The organism is Streptomyces sp. NPDC107550 (genome assembly GCF_055639095.1).
The window spans coordinates 64,125-80,005 of sequence record NZ_JBVKBC010000030.1 but is presented as its reverse complement, the minus strand read 5'-3'; the positions used below and the strand labels follow the sequence as shown (position 1 = coordinate 80,005).

Sequence of the window (15,881 nt, the reverse complement as noted above, 5' to 3'; positions counted from 1 at the left end):
GGCTCTGCGGTGTTCCCTTCCAACCACCTTTGTTACCGAAGGGGGGTTTGTTTTTCTAGGGAGAGGAAGGGGGGTGGGCTGGGACGGGAGCGATGCTACTGATCGCTCGGGTCGAGCCCCGCTGCCACCGCCCGTGCCACGTCCTCCGTCGTGACGCCGTCGGTGCTGTTGTCGAACGTGACGCAGCGGTCGGCGCGCCAGTGACACGCGGTGGCGGACGCCTTGGTCCAGAAGGCGTCCCAATCGGCGAGTTTGGACAGATCGCGGGTGTAGCCGCGGGCCGCTACGCGAGTGCGGGCGACCTCCTTGTCGACCGTTACCCGGACGATCACGGTTTCGGTGTCGACCGGCCAGTCGTGGCGGGCGGCCACGGTCTGGAGGTACTCGGGGTCGGGGAGGTAGCGGCCGAAGGGGGCGTCCAGGACGACCGGACGGCCCGCGCGCAGGTTGTCCCCGGCCAGGGCCAGGAGCGTCGCGTACTCCAGATCCATGACGACGGACTGGTAGTAGGGGTTGTGATCGCGTTCCGACGGGTCCGTGCCCTGTGCGGCCAGCAGGGCCTCGGTCAGCGGGGTGCAGGCGGTGTCCTTGTCGAGGTACGCGGCTTCGACTGCCCGGGCCAGCAGTCGCGCGATGCTCGACTTGCCCGAGCCTGCCGGTCCCACGACGAAGTGGACCTGGGGGGTGTCCATGGCGGGTGGGCTCCTTGTTCGGCTTTGGGGGGAGAGGGGGACGGCGGGGGTGGGGCGGCGGCCGGTGCGGCCGCCGCCCGCATTCCCGAGGAGCGCCGCTCAGGCGGCCTGCCCCGTGCGTTCCTTCACGAAGAACAGGTACGAGGCGCCGCCGACAAGCAGCAGGACACCGCCGATCAGGAACACGAGTGAGTAGTTGTTCCCTGTCTTGTCCAGGACCACGCCGGTGACGATCGGCGCGAGTGCGGCGCCGAGGAAGCCGCCGAAGTTCTGGATCGCGCCGAGGGAGGCCACCTGGTGCTTGGGCGCGATGTCGGCGGCGAGCGTCCACAGACAGCCGATCGGCACCTGGGCCGCGAAGTAGCCCAGGCACAGCAGCACCATCGCCAGCGCGGTGTTGTCGACGTACGCGACCGGGAGCACGCCGGCTGCGGCGAGCACCGCGCCGCTCACGATCGGCAGCTTGCGGGCGGCGACCGTGGGCATGCCCCGGCGCATCAGCCGGGAGGAGAGCCAGCCGCCGAACATGACACCGGCGATGCCGCACAGGAAGGGCAGCGACGAGAGCCAGCCCGTGGTGGCGAGGCTGAAGCCGCGCGAGGTTTCCAGGTAGCTGGGCAGCCAGGTCAGGAACACCCACACCGTGTAGAAGATGCCGAAAGCCCCGATGATCATGAAGTAGGTGTTGCGCTCCCGGAACAGCGCGCCCCAGCCGGACTGCTTCGGGCCGGCGTCCTCGGCGGCGATCGTGTCGGCCGCGCGGGCGGCAGCGGCCTCCTCGCCCGCGATCAGAGCGCGTTCGCGAAGGCCGGGGTCGCGGTAGACGCGCAGCCACACCAGCATGACGACGATGCCGAGCGCACCGATGACCACGAACATCCCACGCCAGCCGATAAGCAGCATCAGACTGGTCAGCAGCGGGGGAGCGATGGCGTTGGCGATCTGCGAGCCGGTGTTGATGACCGAGACGGGCACGGCCCGCTCGTCCTTGGCGAACCACTGCTCGTTGACCTTCAGGCTCGCCGTGAAGAACGGCGACTCGGCGATGCCGAGCGCGACCCGGGCCGCGTACAGCAGGCCGAAGCTGGACGCCGCGGCGCTGACCATCGCGACGAGCGACCAGGCCCCGGCGGCCCACGCGTACATCTTTTTGGGGCCGAAGCGGTCGACGAGGTATCCGGCCGGGAGGTTGGCGATGGCGTACGGCCAGGCGAAAGCCGAAAGGAGCAGGCCCATCTGCGTGGAGCTGAGGCCGAATTCGTTCGCCACGGTGGTGTTGGCAATGCTCAGCGTGGAGCGGTCCAGGTAGTTGATGACACCGCCGATGACGAGCAGGGCGACGAAGAGCCAGCGGACGCGCAGTGCGCGGCGGCGAGCGGGCGCGTCGACCTGTGGAGGCCGGTCGGGGCCGTCGCCGGCGGGGGCCTGGGGCGCGGCGGCTTGCTGAGCCATGGTGATCTCCTTTGAACTCCACGGAGTTGCCGAGGTAGAGGGGACGGGGCGAGGAGTGATTGCGATAACAACGGGTCAGGAGAGACCGGGGTGCGAGATCAGGCGCGGGCTGCGGCGATGGCGGCGAGGATCGTCTCGGCGGCCTTGGTGACCTTGCGGTAGTCGCCGTCGGCGCGGGCGGCCTTGGTGACGGAGCTCCCCACACCGACCGCGCTGACGCCGGCGTCGAACCACTCCTTGACGTTGTCCGGGCTGACACCACCCGCGGGCATGAGCGGGGCCTGCGGGAGGGGGGCCTTGACCGTGCGTACGTAGGCCGGGCCCATGAACTCCGCCGGGAACAGCTTTACGAAGTCGGCACCCGCCTGCATCGTGTCCACGATCTCGGTGGGCGTGAAGGCACCGCTGACCGTCACGGCCTGGTAGCGGTTGGCCGCTGCCAGCATTGCGGGGTTCAGGTTGGGGCTGACGAGGAGGCGCGCTCCGGCCGCCGCGCAGGCGTGCGCCATGTGCTCGTCGAGCACGGTGCCCGCGCCGACCAGGATGCGGTCGTCGGCGTAGCGCCGGGCGAGCGTGCCGATCACGTCGAGCGCGCCCGGCACCGAAAGCGTGATCTCCAGGGCGCGTATGCCGCCCTCGATCGCGGCCTCGGAGACGGCGAGGGCTTCCTCCGCGCTCTCCAGCCGCACGATCAGCAGTGCTCCGGTGTCGGTGATGGATGTGAGGTCCTTAAACTTTACTCCCATGGAGTCACACGTTAGAACGTGGGTTAACGTGTCGTCACGGGACCAAAGCCCTCTGATGGCCCACGCCGCACGGTTACGCTGCTGCTCAGGTCCCATACGCAAGAGGGCTGTGAAGTTATGTGTCGTGCCGTGAAGGAGGCCGCAGGCCGTGAACAGCAGGCCCCCACTGATCCCGGAACAGCGCCGGCGGGAACTTCTGCGTCTGTTGCGCAGTCGGGGGGTGCTCGGCATCCGCGACCTGACCGCCCGCCTCGGCGTCTCCCACATGACCGTGCGCCGCGACATCGCCGCACTGGAGTCGAGCGGGCAGGTGGTCTCCGTCCAGGGCGGGGTTCGACTCGTCGAGGGCGCCGGTCACGCACCGCCGCGCGAACGCGCCTCGCGTGCCTCCCTCGCACTGCCGTACAAGCAGGCCATCGCCGGGCGGGCCGCCGCGCTCGTGGAGGACGGCATGGTCGTCTACCTCGACGCCGGTACGACCTGCCAGTCCGTGGTGCCCTTCCTCGTGGAGCGCACCGGCCTGACCGTCGTCACCAACGACGCGCACATCGTGCTGGCCCTGTGCGAAGTACCGTCCGTGCGCACCGTCCACACCGGCGGCGAGGTCGACCCCACGACCGGCTCGGGCGTCGGTCTGTTCGCGGCCCGCGCCATCGACTCGCTCGTGGTCGACCTGGCCTTTCTCAGCGCCAGCGCCTGGGACTTGAGACATGGCGTGACCAGCCCCTCCACCGGCCGCGTCCTGCTGAAGCAGCGTGTCATCGAGGTGTCCGCCTCAGTCGTGCTGCTCGCGGACAGTACGAAGTGGGGCGCGGCCGAACGGTTCAAGGTCACTGATCTTTCGGGCCTCGACGTGGTCGTCACGGACGCGGGGCTGGCCGAGGAAGTGGGCAACCGCATCGCGGAGGAGGGGCCGAAGGTGATCCGGGCCTGACCAGGACCTTTGGCGAGCGGAGGCGCGGCGACGTCCGCGCATAGCACTGCCGTTCGCGAGACTGTCACCGAGACGGTTTTTTCGAGATCATGACCGCGCTGGTCAACTCGCCGTCCTTCGATCCAGTGTTCCGCTCGAAGATCGTCGAGATCCCACCGGACCACCCTGTCTACCGATGGGTCTGCCTGGTCACCGATTGCGAGCGGCCGAGGGCAGGCCGGGGGAGATCTCTGCGGCACCCACGAAGTTGCATGGCGGCGGCTGCGCGCTGAGCAGTCCCGGGCGGACTTCCTACGCACCGCCGACCTGGTCGGACACGGCGAGGAACTGCGCGAGCGACGGTGCCGGCTCTGCCCCGAGCGGCCGTCACGCCACTTCGCTGTGGAGTTGTGAACCACCACCAGTTCAGCTGGTATCACCACCGCGACCGGCACGGCGACGCCGCCGACTTCGACACCTGGCTGGCCAAGCAACTGCCCCGCCCCGGATGCGGACGCTGCAAGCCGTGGTCTGCCCTGACCTGGCGGAATCACCCCTGGGGCTCTGCTACCGGCGCCACCGCCGCTATCGCAGAGAGGGACAGCCGAGCGGGGCCGTGCTGCCAGCGCAGGCAACCGCTACGGGCGGGTCGGTTCGCCAGTGCCGGTCGCCTACGACAACGAATCGGACTTCCGGCGGTGGTGCTCAAGAACAGCACCAATATCCCGACCGGGTCAGATCAACCTCCGCGGCCTGCACTCGCTCCTGAGAGCCGAGATGCAGTGGGGACTGTTCGTCCACGCCCGTGGATCGGGCAGGCGCTGGGAACTCACCCAGATCCAGGGTCTGGCGGACTACTGCCGCGACCACGGATTTCAATCAGTCACCGACCTGACTTCCGACAGCCTGGACCCAGACGAGGAAAGTAGTCGGCTGACCACAGCCGGCCGGGACGCTTCCTACCTCGCCCGGATCCTCATCGGCCTGCTCACCCCGCTCTATGCGACGCCGGAGCAGACCCGCGAGCAGGGCTACCTCGACACCGAGCACTTCGGCCGCAGGCTGAACAACTGGTCGCTCAAACGCGTCCTGGGCCCACGGCTCGACCACCCGGCCGTGACCTGGTTGCTGGAACGTCATGGCTCGCCCAGGACTCTGCGAAAGGCAGGCCAGCGCAGGCTGGTTGAGGCGATCCGGCCCAAGGCCCCGCGGTGACGCCGATCTCGAATTTTCCCCAGTGCTGATCTTCGCCCCAGTTGGTTCACGGAGTGAACCAACTGGGGAATCGGATGAGCGGAAAGCAGAAGGACTCACCGATCACAGGTCGGTGAGTCCTTCGTGTCTGCTGGTCAGTTGGAAGAGCTAAAGCCTGCCGATCGGTCGAGGTGGAAGGGCGAGCCGGGTTCCTCGGGTGCCCATCCGTTGCCGATTGCCGTGCGGATGCTCTCAGCGACGGCCGAAGGGAGGATAGATGCTGCTGCCTCGAGCACCCAGTTGCTCGGATGGGGCTGATTGGTCGTGACCACCAGGGTACTGCCCGGTGACTCCGCGTGCTCGACCGCGTAGCGCAGAGGAGACCAGACGAGGGCCTGGCTGTAGGTCGGCCGTCGCCGGATTCTCCAGCGATAGGGGATGCCGTCGACTGTTATGGGCCGAGACCCCTTCTTCACCAATGCCACCGTCACGTCCTTTCCCGTTGAAGACTACCGAATAGGGATGATGCCTCGCTCCCATTTCTTTGCCGAGGTGATCAGCTTCTTCGCATGGGAATCACGTCCGGACTTGACGTGGGGATGGTGGGCCGGGCGGCTTCAGGGGTGGCCAGGAGGGCGAGCATGGTGACCGGCTTGTTGCAGTGAGGACAGCTGCGAACGGCAGTCGGCGTCAGCGGCGTCACGGGCAACGAGGTCTCAGTGGGCTCGGTTTGGACGTCCTCGTCCGCATCCGTGCGTTCGCGTTTGCGGCGGCGTGCGGCCTCCGCCTTGCAGCGGGGTGAGCAGTAGGTATGCCGTGCCGCTGCCTGCGGGTTGACCTGGAACAGCGTCCAGCAGATTGGGCAGTCTCGGAGTTCAACCAGCACGTCCGGTCACTCCCTTGCGGAGGTTGTCGGAGTGAGCCTGGTGCGAACGCAGGCGGTAGGACGGTCCGTCGATGCCGACCACGGCAGCCCGGTCCAGAAGACGGTCGACCATCGCCGCCGCGACGGTGGCATCGCCGAAGGCGCCTGCCCAATCGGCAATGCCGCCATTCGTCTTCAAAATGGTGCTCGACTTCAGATATCTCTGGTTGATCACCTGGAACAGGGCTGACGCACCATCACCAAGCAATGGCAGATAGCCCAGTTCATCGATCACCAGGAGTCGAGGGCCTGCGAAGACTCGCATGATGGTCGACCAGCGTCCTTCGACCGCGGCCTTATGGCATTTCGCCGCAAGCTCGGCGGCGGTGGTGAAGTAGACGCGGTGGCCGGCGTCGACAGCGGAGCGGGCGAGTGCGACGGCCAGCATGGTCTTGCCGACGCCGGGCGGGCCGACGAGCAGAACGTTGGAGGTGTCGAGAAACCGCAGGGTGGCCAGGTCGCGGATGAGCTTCTCGTCGACGCCGGGCTGCGAAGTCGAAGTCGGTGGCTTGACCGCGGAGCCAGCGGACGAAGGGGTCCGCGACCGCTTCAGCCCGGCGCTTCGTGCACCTGCTGCATCACCTGCGCCAGGACTCGGACGCGACGGTGCAGTTCGCCGCCATCGCGCCCGGAGGCCGCCGCGACACCCCCTCTACCGAGTTCTTCCGCAGCCTCCGCCCTCGGTAGCGGCGCTGATCCGTCTGTGCCGGCGACGGGCCACGCGCGGCGCTGGGTCTGCTCTTCGGCGTAGACCGCTCCACCGTCCCGGAGCAATTGCGGAAGTTCGCGCCCTCCCATCTGAGCTGTGTAGCGACTCCCGACCATCGCGGCCTGCGGTAGCGGACGCTGAGAGACGTGTTGACCTTCGCTCGGGCTGCAGGCAGTGAGCTGGTCCTGGACTTGACCGTGACCCAGGTTCGCCTTCAACCGGTTGGGTGTGATGCCAGCCCGCAGTACGTCCTGCTCGACGGGACGCTCGCCGAGTGCGACCGGGTGGGCGACGGGAAAGCCGACTACTCCCACAAGCATCGCCGCCATGGCGTGAACGTGCAGGTTGTGACAGATCCCTTCGGCCAAGGCTTTGGATCACACCGGCTCTGCCGGGCCGCTGCCACGATCTGACCGCCGCCCGCATCCACCGCATCATCCGGACCTGGGAACGCCAGGGCATCCCCATCCTGGCCGGCCGCAGACGCCCGCCCCGTGGGCAGCTGACCCCCACAGAACGGACCGTCAACCGGGCACTGGCCCATCCCCGGCACCCGTCGAACGCGGCATGGCACGACTCAAGTCCTGGCGGATCTTCCGCAGATCGCGATGCACCCCGAACCGCATGACGTCAATCGCCAGGGCCGTCCTCACCCTGGAGAGGCAACGCTGGAAACGCTCACTGAGTGGCTGCGAGAGCGGCGCGAGGGCGCAACCCCTCGCGACGTGCTGCTGAACGACGTCACGCATCTGCGGGACGTGACGGTGACTTCCTCACCTGGCTCGGCGGCGACGTCTTCGACCTCGACATGAGCGGGTCGCCCTGGACCGCATCGCCGCCGTGACTGCCCGCGCAGTCCGCCGCCTGACGACCACCCAGCACGCAGGCGGAGGGTGGGGCCGCGCCCCCGACGACGACAGCGACGCCCCGTCTACCGCACCGGCCCAGCCTGTCGCCGCCCGCCAACTGCCTGCCACACGTGGCCATGGCGGCGACCGCCCACCTACTGGATCGCCAGGACGACGCGGGGCACTTTTCCGCGCCGTCAGACCAGACCGGGCCCCGTCCCCTGCCTTTCGACTTCCCAGTCCGCTCTGATTTCCATACCCTCATGGCCCTCACCCGCGCATCTCAGTGATCCCGGCCCTGAAAGGTGCAGATTGAGTCGGCGCGGAGCGCGATGTCGGTGTGTCACTCACTCTCTCACCTCCACCACCTTGCGATAGTTCGATTAACTCAGTCCCCGCTTGCGTCGACTGTATAAAAGGGCGCACGCCATATGTTGTGACCGCTATGACTGTCGTTATATACACCCTGGCGTGGAACCATAGTGCGTAAATGTGCTCGTCGTTTAGACCTGAGGGAGCCTGTACTGGATTCTGGCGGGGGCTTGCGGGTCCGTGCGGAATCCGGGCTCGGAGGTAGGCGCATAGTCGGCGGAATAACCGGATCGATCCCAGTCGGGCGGCTGGGGCTGCGGCATGGACGGGGCTCCCGCTGAGCTCAGCGGACATGCAGGGGTGCCAAGGTGGACGTTGAGGCGGGATCCGGGTTCGGCGTGCAACTCCAGGTGGAAACCGGCTGAAGCGCCGGACGGAGTGTAATGCACTGAGACGAGCATGGAATCGGACATGCCGGGTTAACGATAAGTAGTGGATGCAGGTGGTGCGTCAAATGGTGTAAGCACTCGAATGGGTGTGCCGAAGTCAGCTGAAAGCTGTCCTGCTCGGTGAGCCGGTCAAGCATGTTCTTGAATTCGACCTGACCGAGTCCCGGGTCCGGCACCTGATGCGGGTTGCCGTCTTCGTACGTGCGGATGCCCTCTCCTTCTCCCTGCTCCTCAAGCGTCTGTGCTCCGGGTCGCAGAGGAACGGCACGTACGTCGCCTTCCGTGACGTCGGCCGCGTGATCCGCACCGTCCAGTACCTCTGGTACGCGGTGTTCTTGCCCTCTGCCCTGCACATCCCGAGGACCTGGCGCGCGCAAGCTATCGGAGCGTCAGTGCGGACGACCAACGGGCGCCAGCAGCGAAGCGCGCCGAAGAACGCCTCAACCCCACGCACACAGGCGGCAAGGTTGACGCGGTGATCATCGACGTAGCTTCCAAGGCCGCCTCCTCCACGCGAGGTTCAGCAGTGACTCGCAGCACAACATCGTCAACGCCTCGCGTGTCACGAGCGGTGGAGCGGCTTCACCAGAGGGGAGGATGGAGGATCTCATCGTGGCCTCCCCGGCCTTCGCGGGCGGGGGCGCCGCCACCAGCACTCAGTAGTCGGTCTCGACCACTGCTGTGATGAGGAGGATCATGAGTTTGAACACTGTACAGACCCGCAAAATCGACCGGTCCTTCGCGCAGATGGACGTGGACGGCAACGGATATGTCGAGCACAGCGATGTCCAGGCGTTGGGAGCGCGTCTGATCATCGGTTTCGGTGAGGGCCCGGGATCGGTGAAAGGCCGGGACGTGCTGGACTCCTTTGACCGGATCTGGGATGCGCTCATCGAGGTCATGGACACTGATCGCGACGGACGCCTGTCGCCCGAGGAATACCATCGGGGTATGGACGGCGCGTTCATCAGCGGACCGAGCTACGACCCGGTGTTCCAACCAGCCGCCGAGGCCGTCATGCGGTTGTGCGACACCGACGGCGACGGGGTACTGAGCCGCGAGGAATTCGCTCGTTTCCATGCTGCGTTCGGCACTGGCCCCTCTGCCAGTCAGGCCGCCTTCAATGCCCTGGACCGCGACGGCAGCAATACCCTGGATGTCCACGAACTGTTGACGGCGATCCGGGACTTCTATACCAGCGGGGATCCCGATGCTCCCGGCAATCTGCTGCATGGCCCGCTGTAGTCCCATGACCGCACCACAGTCCACCACTTCTGCGGCCGCGACGAGTCGTGCCGCCCTTGGCCGGATGGGCGCCATAGCCGGTTCTGCCTGTAGTGCCGCGGAAAGCGCCGGCTTGGACGCCCGGCAGTTGGAACCGCTGGTCGACCACGTCGCGATCCTGGCCAGGCCGTGTCGGGCCAACCGAGAGCAGGAACAGATCGAAGCGGCCGTGGACGGATGGGCGCTGGAGAACGGGCTCGCGGCTGGGCAGGGCGCGGCTGCTCGGCTCCGCGCCGCCCGGTACGGCTGGTTGGCGGCGCACACCTTCTCCGATGCCTCGATCGACGACGCCGCCTTGTTCGGCAAGTGGTACGCATGGGCATTCGTCATCGACGACCTTCTCGACGACGGCGCGGCTGGGGCTGATCCCCGAACCGCGCACCACCTCTACCGGGGCTTGCTCACTATCCTGACTAGCCCCGGTCATCCCCCGGCTCGGGACTCGGCAGTGCAGCGAGCACTGGCGGACCTGTGGCGCCAGACGATCCAACAAACCAGCCCTGGCTGGCAAGCGCGGTTCATCGGCCACCTCCGCCGACATCGCGCCGCATGCCGCCAGGAGGCCCGCCACCGCGCCACCAAGACCTACCCGGCCCTGCGGCAATACCCGGCACTGCGCCGCCGGTCCAACGCCCCCTTTCTGTTCGACCTGGCCGAAGTGGTGCTGCACTGCCCCGTACCCCCGGCGGTATACCGCAGCGCCACCTGGCAGACCCTGGTGAGCGGTTCCAGCGACGTCACCGCGTGGTGCAACGACCTGATCTCGGTGTCCAAGGACGACGCGCACGGCGACCCCCTCAACTACGTTCTGACCGTGGCCCACAACACCGGGCAAAGCCGCCAACAGGCCACCGCGTGGGTGCGCGACCAGATCAGCCGACGCTGTGCCCAGCTCCAGCACGCCGCTCTCGACTTGCCCGCACTATGCGCCCGGCGCGGCCTCGGCCGGGCCACCGAAGGCAACCTCAGCCGGGTCGCCTGCGGGCTGCTGGCCTTCCCCCGCGCACATCTGGACTGGACGCTCACCTCAGCCCGCTACACACCCCCGGAGCAGACAACTGGGCACCGATAACGGAAAAGACGTGACACCACGCCGGTGCAGGACACCCCGGTCGTCCCAGCCCCCGCTCGCGCCTTGGTCCTAGACGGCCGTGGTCGTCCCGGCACAGCACAAGGCCCGACGCGAGCACGACAACCGAGTCAATGCCTTCGTGGGGACACCCAGCGGGCAATCGCCCGCCCCCTCAAGATCATCCCGTGGCAGGCTTCTGGCATATATGGGTCGCGCCACGTCAAGTTGGGCGTTGTCGATCAGGTTCAGCATTCGCTGGATGTGGTTCAGGCATGCATGGCCTGCTTCCTTCACCAGCGTCCAGTAGAGCTGCATACAGGCGGGGCCAGACAGATGTCCACTTGCAGTCGACGCCAGGCTGTCACGCCCACCCAACCTACTGTCACCCGACGGACATCACCGACACACCACACTCCTGGAGCACCGGCCACCAGTCACGTCAAGCGCCGTTACAGGCCCCAGGGGTGCCTCCTTGATATGAGCAGCCAGACAAGGAGGGCGCCGACCGCCACGGTGCCGTGGTAGACGTATCGGCCTTAACGGGTGGCACCGGCTTGGAACTGCTAGATCTTGTTGATGACTCGCTCGACGATATCTCTCGCTATGCAGCGAGCCCTTCGCGGCGATCGCACACGCATGGGGTCCGGCGGCGATGCCGGGCCCCATGCCGGGTAGCGCGGACTGGGTGAGGGGGCGTTAACCGGTCAGATCAACCAGCGGTGCTTCTGCACGATCGGCAGGGACTGCCAGACGCGGCCGAGGCCGAAATAGCTGCCCGCCCCTGCGGCTGTGACGGAGAGGCCGGCCAGAGCGATCATCCAGTGGCTGTCGGTGACCGGGTTGGCGGCCGGCCACAGGCTGACCAGGTACATGAAGGCCATCATCACGGTGCACGACACTGCGGCAATACGCATCCCGATGCCCAGCAGATAGGCGAGACCGATGCCCAGCAGCCCCGTCATGAACAGCGCATCCAACCAGGGCGCCCCCGCCACGCCGTCGAGGACGTGGGCGAATGGTCCCTGGGTGCCGTGCAGCAGGAACCCCTCTGTGGGTGAGCCGCCGTTGAGGACCGAGGCCTGCGACTTGGTGGAAAAGCCCAGGCCGAACAGCTTGTCGAGGAACGGCCATAGGAACGTCCAGGCGACCAGGATGCGTAGCGCGGCCAGGAAGGCGCGAGCAGTACCGCTGCGGACGATCGGTCCGCTGTCGAGCACGGGAGACGCGTAAGTGCGGGGGGAGTGGGCCGTGGCCACGGGGTTCACCCAATTTCCAAAATATGATGCTCTCAAAATCAATTATCTGTCGGACCCCAGATATCGGCACCTGCTGAAGTCCCGAGCACCGGGACGTTCATCCTTCAACTTCCTCGGCGCGGAGCGCAGCGATCGCAGCCTCCAGATACCGGACAGGCCATGACGGGCCGGCCCCCTACCCGCACCCGCCGCGGGGTGGGAGGCCGGGCGGAGTTATGTCCCCCGGTGTCGCACCTTGCGCAGGCAGGTCAGGGGGTCGTCCAGCCACCACTTCTGTTGCCCCATGCCCGGTTACTCAGGGCGCGCGAATGCCGGTCTTGCCCCCCTGTGCCTCGGCCCCGATCGAGCGCGTCCTGACGGACAACGCCTGGCCCTACCGCAAGAGCTTCGCCTGGCCGGCAGGCACTCGCTGACCTCGGCGCGGCCGGCAAGCTCACCCGCATCTACCGGCCGCAGACCAATGGCAAGGTCGAACGCTTCAACCGCACCCTGCTCGACGAGTGGGCCTACCTGCGGCCCTACACCAGCAACGACGAACGCACCGCCGACCTGGCAGACTTCCTGCACACCTACAACCACCACCGCTGCCACACCGCACTCGGCGGCCAGCCACCGATCAGCCGTGTGAACAACCCTGCGGGTCAATACACCTAGGGGGCAACTGGAGTCGGACTCGTGGAGCCCTTGCCGAGACAGTCACGCATCCCGGTGCGGGGTCTATACACTCGTCCGCCGGTGCGGGCGTGCCGGTTCGGGGTGGGACCCGGCTACGGACACCCCGGCGATGTGACAGCTTGCGACAGATGAGAGGGTCGGGCGGGTGAGCGAGACACCGAAGGACACCCTGCAATACCGCTTCGACGGGCCGGAAGACGCCCCCGTCCTGGTCCTCGGACCCTCACTCGGCACGACGTGGCACATGTGGGACCGGCAGGTTCCCGAGTTGGCCAAGCAGTGGAGGGTTTTCCGGTTCGACCTGCCCGGGCACGGGGGCGCGCCCGCGCATCCCGCCGGGTCCGTGGGCGAGCTGGCCGAGCGGCTGTTGGCGACCCTGGACGGCATCGGCGTGCAGCGCTTCGGCTACGCGGGCTGCTCGCTCGGCGGCGCGGTCGGCGCCGAACTGGCGTTGCGCCATCCGCAGCGCGTCGCCTCCCTCGCCGTGATCGCCGCCTCGCCGCGCTTCGGGACCGCCGACGAGTTCCGCCAGCGCGGTGTCATCGTCCGCAGCAACGGCCTCGACCCCATCGCCCGTACGTCGCCCGAGCGCTGGTTCACGCCCGGCTTCGCCGCCGCGCAGCCCGCCATCACCGACTGGGCCGTGCAGATGGTCCGTACGACCGACCCGGGCTGCTACATCGCCGCGTGCGAGGCGCTGGCCGCATTCGACATCCGGGCCGAGCTGGGTGCGATCAGCGTGCCGACGCTCGTCCTCGTCGGCTCCGAGGACCAGGTCACCGGGCCCGCCGAGGCCCGCACCCTCGTCGCCGGGATACCCGACGCGCGGCTCGCCGTCGTCCCCGGCGCCTCCCATCTCGCGCCGGTCGAGCAGCCCGCCGCTGTCACCGACCTGCTCGTACGTCACTTCTTCTCGGCCTGGCTGCCGGGCTACGACACCGGGCAGCACCCCGTGCCGCCGGCCCCGGCCAAGCCCGCCGCCGCGCCCGCGCCCGTGCCGCCGCCCGTCGCTCCGGTCGGGGAGATCACGGCCGCGCAGTCGCAGCCGGAGGCGGCCGTCCGGCCCGATCCGCATGACGTGGGGCTCACGACGCGGCGGGAGGTGCTGGGGGACGCGCATGTCGACGCCGCGCTCGCCACCGCCGACGACTTCTCCGGGGACTTCCAGGAGTTCATCACGCGGTACGCGTGGGGGGAGATCTGGGCGCGGCCCGGGCTCGATCGGCGGATGCGGTCCAGTGTCACGTTGACGGCGCTTGTCGCGGGCGGGCATCTGGAGGAGCTGGCGGTGCATACGCGGGCGGCCTTGCGGAACGGGCTGACCGCCGCGGAGATCAAGGAGGTTTTGCTTCAGGCCGGGGTTTATTGCGGGGTGCCTGCGGCGCATGCGGCGTTTCGGGTGGCGCAGGGGGTTATTCGGGCGGAGACGACTCCTCCGGAGTAGGGGCGGGGATTTTCGTATCCCGGGTGGTTGGATTGCCGGGGCTTTGGGGTGCCAGTCACCTGCGGGCCGGTGGGTGGCTGACCGCGCAGTTCCCCGCGCCCCTTGGGAGTTCTCCAGCGGAGGCTGCTTGCAGTACAGGTTGCGCAGTTCCCCGCGCCCCTGTCGGGGCGGACCTGTGCGTGGTTACCTGCGGCCCGGTGGGGGCTGGTCGCGCAGTTCCTCGCGCCCCTTCGGGGCACTGACGTGCGTTGTTGACTGCGGGTGCGTGGGGCTTCTCGCGCAGTTCCCCGCGCCCCTGAAGCGTGCACTTCGTGCAGCTTCCCCTTTGAGGAGCGGGGCTTCGCCCCTGCTTCCCAGGGGCGAAGCCCCGCTACCCCCAGGGGGGAGGGTGCGACGTAGTCGCCCCTCCAGGGGCGCGGGGAACTGCGCGACCAGCCACGACGCGAGTCGAGGACGAAGACCTCAGTGCCAACTCCCAGCCTCTCCGGCGATTGAGGAGCGGGGCTGCCAACCCGTGCCCGTCAGGCGCCGCTGCCCCCCCGTCCTCGGAACCTGCGGAGCGTGGCGTCGGGGCAGGATGGGGGTATGAAGTTCACGAAGAAGTCTCACTCCTGCGTCCGGCTGGAGAAGGACGGGCGGACGCTCGTCATCGATCCGGGCGGGTTCTCCGAACCGGACGCCGCGCTCGGCGCCGACGCCGTCCTCGTGACGCATGAACACCCCGACCACTTCGACGAGGGCCGCCTGCGAGCCGCGCTGGAGGCGAATCCGGGGGCGGTGATCTACACGCTGAAGTCGGTCGCGGAGCAGCTCTCCGCCGCGTTCCCCGGCCGCGTACACACGGTCGGGCACGGCGACACGTTCGACGCCGCCGGTTTCGAGGTCCAGGTCCACGGCGAGCTGCACGCCGTCATCCACCCGGACATCCCCCGCATCACGAACGTCGGCTACCTCGTCGACGACGGCGCCGTCTTCCACCCCGGCGACGCGCTCACCGTCCCCGACCACGCCGTGGACACGCTGATGCTGCCGGTGATGGCGCCCTGGAACAAGATCTCCGAGGTCATCGACTACGTACGGGAAGTGCGGCCGCGCCGCGCGTACGACATCCACGACGCGCTGCTCACCGACCTGGCGCGGCCGATCTACGACCGGCAGATCGGAGAGCTGGGCGGTGCCGAGCATCTGCGGCTGACGCCCGGCGACGCCGTCACGCTGTAGGGACGTCCGCGAGGAGGCCGAGGATCTCGTCCGTCGTGCCGATCTCCGCGAGGCGCGGGAAGATCTTGGTGAAGGTGTGCTCGTGGGAGGCGGCGTCCGTGTCGGTCGTCGCGTCCGAGACCACGGCGAGGTGGTAGCTCAGCTCGAAGGCGGAGCGGGCGGTGGACTCGACGCCGATGGACGTGGAGATGCCGCCGAGGACGATCTGGGTGACCCCGCGCCGGCGCAGTTGCAGGTCCAGCTCGGTGCCGGTGAACGCGCCCCAGTGCCGCTTGGTGATCACGATGTCGTCGCCGAGCGGCCCCAGCTCGTCCGGGAACTCGGCGAACGCGGCCGGCGGCGCCTGCTTCATGCCCTGCGCCTCGGTGCGGCCCACCGGCAGGTCGCCGCCGTCGGGCGACCACGTCACGCGCACCCGTACCACCGGCAGGCCCTTGGCGCGGAAGGCGTCGGCGAGCCGGGCCGCGTTGCCCAGCACCTCGGCGGCGGGGTGGACGGTCGGCAGGCCGAGGATGCCGTTCTGGAGGTCGATGAGGACGAGCGCCGGGCGCGCGTCGAGAGGGGTGCGGATGCTCATGCTCCGCACGCTACCCGCCCGACAGGAAAACTTGCAAGGTTGCCTGTCTATCCCGGCCCCGGTGTGCGGGTCCGGCTCGCGGCCCGTTGTCACACCCACCCGGTACGTTGTG

General features: G+C 68.1%; 12 protein-coding genes and 3 pseudogenes. 9 read left to right on the top strand and 6 right to left on the bottom strand.

The features are described 5' to 3' along the window. Positions 1–95: 95 nt before the first annotated feature. The 3 genes from ACZ7LY_RS28565 to ACZ7LY_RS28555 form a co-directional block, all read right to left on the bottom strand. Entirely contained in the window at positions 96–692 is a 597-nt protein-coding gene (locus ACZ7LY_RS28565) for a P-loop nucleotide/nucleoside kinase family protein (protein ID WP_471627609.1), read from the bottom strand. 99 nt (positions 693–791) lie between these two features. After that, the gene (locus ACZ7LY_RS28560; RefSeq protein WP_471627608.1) at positions 792–2,144 is read right to left on the bottom strand and encodes an MFS transporter; all 1,353 of its coding nucleotides are present in this window, start codon (positions 2,142–2,144) and stop codon (positions 792–794) included. Positions 2,145–2,242: 98 nt separating this feature from the next. Beyond that, positions 2,243–2,890: a bifunctional 4-hydroxy-2-oxoglutarate aldolase/2-dehydro-3-deoxy-phosphogluconate aldolase gene (locus tag ACZ7LY_RS28555; protein ID WP_471627607.1), complete on the bottom strand. Its 648-nt coding sequence runs from the start codon at positions 2,888–2,890 to the stop codon at positions 2,243–2,245. Between the two features lie 148 nt (positions 2,891–3,038). On the opposite strand from ACZ7LY_RS28555, the gene ACZ7LY_RS28550 reads away from it, so the two are divergent. Then, positions 3,039–3,824 (top strand): DeoR/GlpR family DNA-binding transcription regulator, encoded by a 786-nt coding sequence (locus ACZ7LY_RS28550; protein ID WP_471627606.1) that lies wholly within the window; start codon positions 3,039–3,041, stop codon positions 3,822–3,824. Between the two features lie 1,053 nt (positions 3,825–4,877). Next, a pseudogene (locus tag ACZ7LY_RS28545) lies at positions 4,878–5,015 on the top strand (IS110 family transposase); the annotation flags it as partial. An 857-nt stretch (positions 5,016–5,872) separates the two neighbouring features. Here ACZ7LY_RS28545 and ACZ7LY_RS28540 read toward each other — a convergent pair. Beyond that, the gene (locus tag ACZ7LY_RS28540; RefSeq protein WP_471627615.1) at positions 5,873–6,475 is read right to left on the bottom strand and encodes an ATP-binding protein; all 603 of its coding nucleotides are present in this window, start codon (positions 6,473–6,475) and stop codon (positions 5,873–5,875) included. Between the two features lie 395 nt (positions 6,476–6,870). Between ACZ7LY_RS28540 and ACZ7LY_RS28535 the strand changes: the two are divergent. The 4 genes and pseudogenes from ACZ7LY_RS28535 to ACZ7LY_RS28520 form a co-directional block, all read left to right on the top strand. Continuing rightward, positions 6,871–7,300 (top strand): annotated as a pseudogene (locus ACZ7LY_RS28535) (transposase family protein); the annotation flags it as partial. Between the two features lie 1,026 nt (positions 7,301–8,326). Beyond that, positions 8,327–8,719, top strand: coding sequence for a Tn3 family transposase (locus ACZ7LY_RS28530; protein ID WP_471627605.1), 393 nt, complete (start codon positions 8,327–8,329; stop codon positions 8,717–8,719). 217 nt (positions 8,720–8,936) lie between these two features. Next, positions 8,937–9,485, top strand: coding sequence for an EF-hand domain-containing protein (locus ACZ7LY_RS28525; protein ID WP_471627604.1), 549 nt, complete (start codon positions 8,937–8,939; stop codon positions 9,483–9,485). Positions 9,486–9,597: 112 nt separating this feature from the next. After that, the gene (locus tag ACZ7LY_RS28520) at positions 9,598–10,596 is read left to right on the top strand and encodes a terpene synthase family protein (RefSeq protein ID WP_471627603.1); all 999 of its coding nucleotides are present in this window, start codon (positions 9,598–9,600) and stop codon (positions 10,594–10,596) included. A gap of 704 nt (positions 10,597–11,300) precedes the next feature. Here the strand turns inward: ACZ7LY_RS28520 and ACZ7LY_RS28515 are convergent. Continuing rightward, on the bottom strand, positions 11,301–11,813 hold the full coding sequence (locus ACZ7LY_RS28515; RefSeq protein ID WP_471627602.1) for a hypothetical protein: 513 nt from the start codon (positions 11,811–11,813) through the stop codon (positions 11,301–11,303). A gap of 380 nt (positions 11,814–12,193) precedes the next feature. Between ACZ7LY_RS28515 and ACZ7LY_RS28510 the strand changes: the two are divergent. From ACZ7LY_RS28510 to ACZ7LY_RS28500, 3 genes and pseudogenes are all read left to right on the top strand, one after another. Beyond that, positions 12,194–12,506 (top strand): annotated as a pseudogene (locus ACZ7LY_RS28510) (integrase core domain-containing protein); the annotation flags it as partial. A gap of 166 nt (positions 12,507–12,672) precedes the next feature. Further along, positions 12,673–13,971 (top strand): bifunctional 3-oxoadipate enol-lactonase/4-carboxymuconolactone decarboxylase PcaDC, encoded by a 1,299-nt coding sequence (gene pcaDC, locus ACZ7LY_RS28505; protein WP_471627601.1) that lies wholly within the window; start codon positions 12,673–12,675, stop codon positions 13,969–13,971. Between the two features lie 585 nt (positions 13,972–14,556). Further along, positions 14,557–15,192, top strand: coding sequence for an MBL fold metallo-hydrolase (locus ACZ7LY_RS28500; RefSeq protein WP_471627600.1), 636 nt, complete (start codon positions 14,557–14,559; stop codon positions 15,190–15,192). Here ACZ7LY_RS28500 and ACZ7LY_RS28495 read toward each other — a convergent pair. Next, complete coding sequence (locus ACZ7LY_RS28495; protein WP_471627599.1) at positions 15,182–15,769, bottom strand: isochorismatase family protein; 588 nt, start codon at positions 15,767–15,769, stop codon at positions 15,182–15,184. The two genes, ACZ7LY_RS28500 and ACZ7LY_RS28495, sit on opposite strands and share 11 nt — an antisense overlap. Positions 15,770–15,881: the final 112 nt, after the last annotated feature.

Coding starts and splice junctions, on each gene's coding strand:
- ACZ7LY_RS28560 (WP_471627608.1), bottom strand. CDS start 2,144: ATGGCTCAGCAAGCCGCCGCGCCCCAGGCCCCCGCCGGCGACGGCCCC.
- ACZ7LY_RS28565 (WP_471627609.1), bottom strand. CDS start 692: ATGGACACCCCCCAGGTCCACTTCGTCGTGGGACCGGCAGGCTCGGGC.
- ACZ7LY_RS28525 (WP_471627604.1), top strand. CDS start 8,937: ATGAGTTTGAACACTGTACAGACCCGCAAAATCGACCGGTCCTTCGCG.
- ACZ7LY_RS28500 (WP_471627600.1), top strand. CDS start 14,557: ATGAAGTTCACGAAGAAGTCTCACTCCTGCGTCCGGCTGGAGAAGGAC.
- ACZ7LY_RS28495 (WP_471627599.1), bottom strand. CDS start 15,769: ATGAGCATCCGCACCCCTCTCGACGCGCGCCCGGCGCTCGTCCTCATC.
- ACZ7LY_RS28555 (WP_471627607.1), bottom strand. CDS start 2,890: ATGGGAGTAAAGTTTAAGGACCTCACATCCATCACCGACACCGGAGCA.